Genomic DNA, 5,428 nt, shown 5'->3' on the forward strand with positions numbered 1-5,428 from the left:
TGCGCCCGCCGTGGTCGACGACCTGGGCTTCGACGCCGGCGTCCCGGCCCGTCCCTCGCCCGCAGCGGCGGCCGCGGCCGGCGGCGTCTCGCCGGCGGAGATCGACGGCCTCTTCGAGAGCATCCTCGACGAGGAGCCCGGGGAGGAAGGCGGGTGAGCGGCGGCGCCGGGGGCGTGACGCTGCGCAAGGCGATCATCAAGGACGTGGCCCGGATCCAGGCCCTCGTCAATCACTACGCGTCCAAGGAGACGATGCTCGGGCTGTCGCTCTCCGAGATCTACGAGCAGATCCGGGATTTCACGGTCGCGGAGGGGCCGCGCCGCGCCCTCATCGGCGTGTGCGCCCTGCACGTCATCTGGGACGACCTCGCGGAGATCCGCTCGCTCGCGGTGGACCCGAAGATCCGCCGCCGCGGCGTCGGCCGCGCGCTCGTGGAGCGCTGCATCGAGGAGGCGCGCGGGCTGAGCATCCCCAAGGTGTTCGCGCTCACGTACCAGGCCGACTTCTTCCGGCACATCGGCTTCGAGCGGGTGGACAAGGCCGACCTGCCGCACAAGGTCTGGCGCGACTGCCTCAAGTGCTCGAAGTTCCCGAACTGCGACGAGACGGCCGTCCTCAGGGTCCTCTGAACCGCGTCGCCATGTCGCCTCCGTCGTTCCCCGCGAGCGGCCGCATCGAGGAGCACTCGCTCGCCGCCGTCCTGTTCGCGCTCCTGCGCGAGGGACGCGACGGGTGCCTGACGGTCACCCGCGGCGGGATCACGCGCCGGCTCTACCTGCGCGGCGGGATGATCATCTACAGCAGCTCGACGAAGCGGACGGACCGCCTCGGCGAGATCCTCATCGTCCAGGGCAAGCTCACCCGCGCCGACCACCGGCGCTACTGGGAGGAGAGCCGGTCCGGGAACCGCAAGCTCGGCATCACCCTCGTGCTCAACGGCGTGATCACGCTCTCCGACCTCTACCAGGCGGTCTCGGCGCAGGTGGTCACCATCCTCGACCGCCTCCAGAAGATGCGCTCGGGGGAGTTCGTCTTCGAGGAGGGGCGCAAGCCGGCCCCCGGCACCGTGCTCCTGCGCATCCCGCTGGCGCTCTATCTCCACGACGGCGCGCGGCGCCGGGCGGGGCGGGCGGCGCCCGGGATGCCAGGCGCGGGGGCGGCCGCCGTCCCGCCCGACGCCGTGCCCGCGGACGAGGAGGAGACGATCGTCCTGCGCGAGGAGGACTTCGGGGCGGAAGCCACGATCAGCTTCGAGGAGGCGCGGCGCCTCGAGGCCGTCGACGAGGCCTCCTTCCTCGTGCAGGAGCTGCGGCGCCGGCTCGGGGGCGGCCCGCACGCGTTGCTCGGCGTCCCGGACGACGCCGACGCCGCGGCCGCCCAGGCGGCCTACGCGAAGATCGGGGCGGTCCTCGGCCCCGGTTCCGTGCCGGCGGGCTGCCCGCCGACTCTCCAGAAGGAGGCGCAGGAGGTCTTCGACCGGGTGACCGAGGCCTTCGAGGCGCTCACCGGCGGGCGCCGGCGCAAGCAGCCGGCGCCGGAGCCGCGTCCGCCGGGGCGGGTGGTCCCGAAGGCCGAGGCCGACCCCGCGCGCCGCTACTGGGCGATCGGCCGCGACTGGCTCGCCAAGCGCAACTACTGGCAGGCCGCCGACGCCCTGCGCCAGGCGGTGCGCCTGCGCCCCGAGGAGCCCGGCTTCCGCCAGCAGCTCGGCCTCGCGCTGATGCAGATCAAGCGCCTGCCCGAGGCCGAGGAACACCTGCTCGAGGCGGCGCGCCTGGACCCGGGCAACGCGGCGCACTACGTCGCCCTCGGGAGGGTCTACCGGGCCGGCCGGCTCTACCGCAAGGCGCGCGAGGCGTTCGGGCGGGCGCAGCGCATCGACCCGTCCAGCCGGGCGGCGCGCGCGGAGCTCGCGGACCTGCCGGCGGACTCCGAAGGGCGGGCCGACGGCATCATCCGGAAGATCTTCCGGTGAGGGGGGCGGTGGTCCGGGCGTGAAGCCACGCATCCTGGTGGTGGACGACGAGGCCGGCCTGCGGGAGGTCTTCGCGGCCCTGCTCGACGTCGAGGGCTACGACGCGGTGCCCTGCGCGGGCGACGCGGATGTCACGGCGGCGCTCGCGACCGGCCCGGTCGACATGGCGTTCGTCGACATCACCCTCGCGGGCGAGTCGGGGATCGATGTGCTCACGCACCTGCGCGAGCGCCTGCCGCTGTGCCCCGTGATCATGATCACCGGCGCGCCGACCATCGACACCGCCACCGAGGCGCTGCGCCGCGGGGCGTTCGACTACATCGTCAAGCCGGTGCGCCAGGACACCCTGGTGCACGCCTGCCGCCTCGGCCTCGAGCACAAGGCGCTGCTCGAGGAGCGGGAGGCCTACCGCGCCAACCTCGAGGCGATATTCAAGGGCATGCGCGACCTGGTCGTGATGGTCGACGACCGGATGCGCGTCGTGGAGGCCAACCGCTCCGGGCTCTGCGGCTTCCGGGGCGAGAACATGGTCGGACGCCAGTTCGAGGAGGTGGCGCGCGACGCCAGCCCCCGCTGCGTCTGGATCCTGCGCGAGACGCTGCGCACGGGCAGGCCGATGGACCTCGACCACGTGGAGTCCGGGGGGCACGGCGGGGTCGCGCAGGTGATCGCGCTCTCGACCTCGCCGCTGCTGGGCGAGGGCGGGGTGGTGACCGGCGCGGTGCTCGTCGTCAGGGACCAGACGCGCCTGGCGACGCTCGAGCGCCAGCTCAAGGCGCGGCCGGGGTTTCACGGGATCGTCGGCGAGAGCCCCGCCATGCAGGGGATCTACGCCCTGGTCGAGCGGCTGTCCGACGTCGAGAGCACCGTGCTCATCACCGGCGAGAGCGGCACGGGCAAGGAGCTGGTGGCCGACGCGATCCACGCGACCGGCACGCGCCGCACCCGGCCGCTCGTGAAGGTCAACTGCTCGGCGCTCACCGAGAGCCTGCTCGAGAGCGAGCTGTTCGGCCACGTGAAGGGGGCGTTCACCGGGGCCGTCGCCGACCGGGTCGGGCGCTTCGCGGCGGCGGACGGGGGCACGATCTTCCTCGACGAGATCGGCGACATCTCCCCGCAGCTGCAGCTGCGCCTGCTGCGCGTGCTCCAGAACAAGGAGATCGAGCGCGTCGGCGAGTCGGTGCCGCGCCGGGTCGACGTGCGGGTCGTGGCGGCGACGAACCGGGACCTCGCGGCGCTGATCGCGGCGGGGCGGTTCCGGGAGGACCTCTACTACCGCCTGCGCGTGGTCGAGATCCGGATGCCGCCGCTGCGCGAGCGCGCCACCGACATCCCGCTGCTGGCCCGCCACTTCCTCGCCAAGCTCGGACCGCGGCTGAACCGGCCCGTGGACGAGGTGTCGACGGAGGCGATGGAGGTGCTCCTCGCCCACCGTTGGCCCGGGAACGTCCGCGAGCTCGAGCACGCCTTGGAGCGGGCGATCGTGGTGGCCGGGTCGCGGATCCTGACGACGGAAGACCTGCCGCCGGAGGTGCGCACGGTCGTCCCCGGGGGGCGGCGCCTCGACGACCTCCCGCCGGCGGAGCGCATCCAGCGCGCCATCGAGCGGGCGGGGGGCAACCGGACGGAGGCCGCAAAGCTGCTCGGCTGGAGCCGGCGGACCTTCTACCGGAAGCTGGCGGAGCACGGCGCAGGCGAGGGGGAGTCCGGCCCGCCGGTGTGACACCGGCACAGCGCGCGTGACACACCGCTGTGCCATGGCACAGCCTCCCTGCGGTCCTCCGAGCAGGGAAGACCACCGTTGTCGGCCCCGAAGGGGCTCCTGCGCGCGCCGCGCCCGGACTGCCGTCCCCGCGGCGCCTGCCGCGGGTGGCTGGCATGGTCCTTGCTGCATGACCCGGCGGGTCAACGGGAGGGGCTGGCCATGGAAGCGCGGAAGACACTCCTGATCGTCGAGGACGAGCGGCTGGTCAACGACATGCTTGTCGAGTTCTTCTCGTCCCGATACCGCGTCCTCGCCGCGTACGACGGCGCCGAGGCGCTGCTCCTGGCGGCGGAGCACCGCCCCGACCTGGTCGTCCTGGACGTCTCGCTGCCGCTGGTAGACGGGCGGACCGTCTGCAGGAAGCTCAAGTCCTATGCGGCCACGAAGCACGCCGTCGTGGTCATGCTCACCGGCAAGACGCAGCAGCACGACCGGCTGCTCGGCTTCGAGGTCGGGGCGGACGACTATCTCGAGAAGCCGGTGAGCCTGCCGTATCTCGGGCGCGTCGTGGAGCGGCAGCTGGCCGAGGTGTCCGGCCCGTCCGTGGGCTGAGGGGGGGGCGGCGCCCGGCGCTGACGGGCCCGCGGGGCAATCACGAGGGGTGGGAGGGGAGCGGGGATGCTGAAGAACATGCGGGTCGGGATGCGCCTGGGGGTCGGTTACGCGCTGCTCGTGGTGCTGGCGCTCGGCGTCGGCGCCTCGGGGTTCTGGGGTGTGAACCTGCTGCGCGACAGCGTGGACGAGATGCTGGCGGGCGATGCGAAGGTCGGCGAGGCATCGGCGGCGCTGCGTTCTGACATCCTCGGGCTGCGGCGCTTCGAGAAGGACTACTTCATCAATATCGGCGACAAGGTGAAGGAGGCCGACTACCTGCGCCAGTGGGAGGACGAGTGGGCGGGCACGCAGGAGCGGCTGGCGAACCTGGAGAAACTGGACTTTGCCCTGACCGATGAGGAAAAGGCAAAGGTGCGCGAGATCAAGAGCGCCTTGACCGTCTACGCGGCGGGTTTCAAGAAGGTGGCAGCCGACATCCAGGCCGGGAGGATCACGACGACGAAGGAGGGAAACGCCGGGATGGCGGACGTCAAGGATGACGTCCGCAAGGCGGAAGAGAACGCCAAGGACGAGGCGGCGCTGGCGCTGGGGGATATGCACAAGGCGGACGCGGCGATTGAAGAGACCGCCACGCGGACGATCCGCTTCATGACGATCCTGCTGGCGTGCGCCGTGGTGCTGGCGGCCGTGATCGCGGTGGCGATCACGCGCAGCATCACCGGCCCGATCGGCGAGGGCGCGCGCGTCGCCAACCTGCTGGCCGCCGGGGACCTGACGCTGTCGGTGGACGGGGGCGGGAAGGACGAGGTCGGGCAGATGCTCGGCGCGATGCAGACGATGCTCGGGAAGCTGCGCGAGGTCGTGGCGGACGTGAAACAGGCGTCGGACAACGTCTCGGCTGGGGCGCAGCAGCTCGCGTCGGGCTCGGAGGAGATGAGCCAGGGGGCGAGCGAGCAGGCGGCGTCGGTCGAGGAGGTCTCGGCCTCGATGCAGCAGATGGTCGCGAACATCCAGCAGAACGCGGACAACGCGCAGCAGACGGCGAAGATCGCGCAGAAGGCCTCCGAGGACGCGCGCGAGGGCGGGCGCGCGGTGACGCAGACGGTGGCGGCGATGCGCGAGATCGCGGGGA

General features: G+C 72.4%; 5 protein-coding genes. All 5 read left to right on the forward strand.

The window, feature by feature from the left end; translation table 11 throughout:
• Positions 1-153 precede the first annotated feature (153 nt).
• On the forward strand, positions 154-630 hold the full coding sequence (locus VI078_00175) for an N-acetyltransferase (protein ID HEY5997702.1): 477 nt from the start codon (positions 154-156) through the stop codon (positions 628-630).
• Positions 631-641: 11 nt separating this feature from the next.
• The gene (locus VI078_00180) at positions 642-1,976 is read left to right on the forward strand and encodes a DUF4388 domain-containing protein (protein HEY5997703.1); all 1,335 of its coding nucleotides are present in this window, start codon (positions 642-644) and stop codon (positions 1,974-1,976) included.
• 19 nt (positions 1,977-1,995) lie between these two features.
• Positions 1,996-3,699 (forward strand): sigma-54-dependent Fis family transcriptional regulator, encoded by a 1,704-nt coding sequence (locus tag VI078_00185; GenBank protein ID HEY5997704.1) that lies wholly within the window; start codon positions 1,996-1,998, stop codon positions 3,697-3,699.
• 201 nt (positions 3,700-3,900) lie between these two features.
• A complete protein-coding gene (locus VI078_00190; protein ID HEY5997705.1) occupies positions 3,901-4,293 on the forward strand; it encodes a response regulator in 393 nt (130 codons plus the stop codon).
• Between the two features lie 66 nt (positions 4,294-4,359).
• A partial coding sequence (locus VI078_00195; protein ID HEY5997706.1) for an MCP four helix bundle domain-containing protein occupies positions 4,360-5,428 on the forward strand: 1,069 nt, incomplete at its 3' end.

The sequence above is a fragment of the bacterium genome, from assembly GCA_036524115.1.
Lineage (GTDB): Bacteria > JAUVQV01 > JAUVQV01 > JAUVQV01 > DATDCY01 > DATDCY01.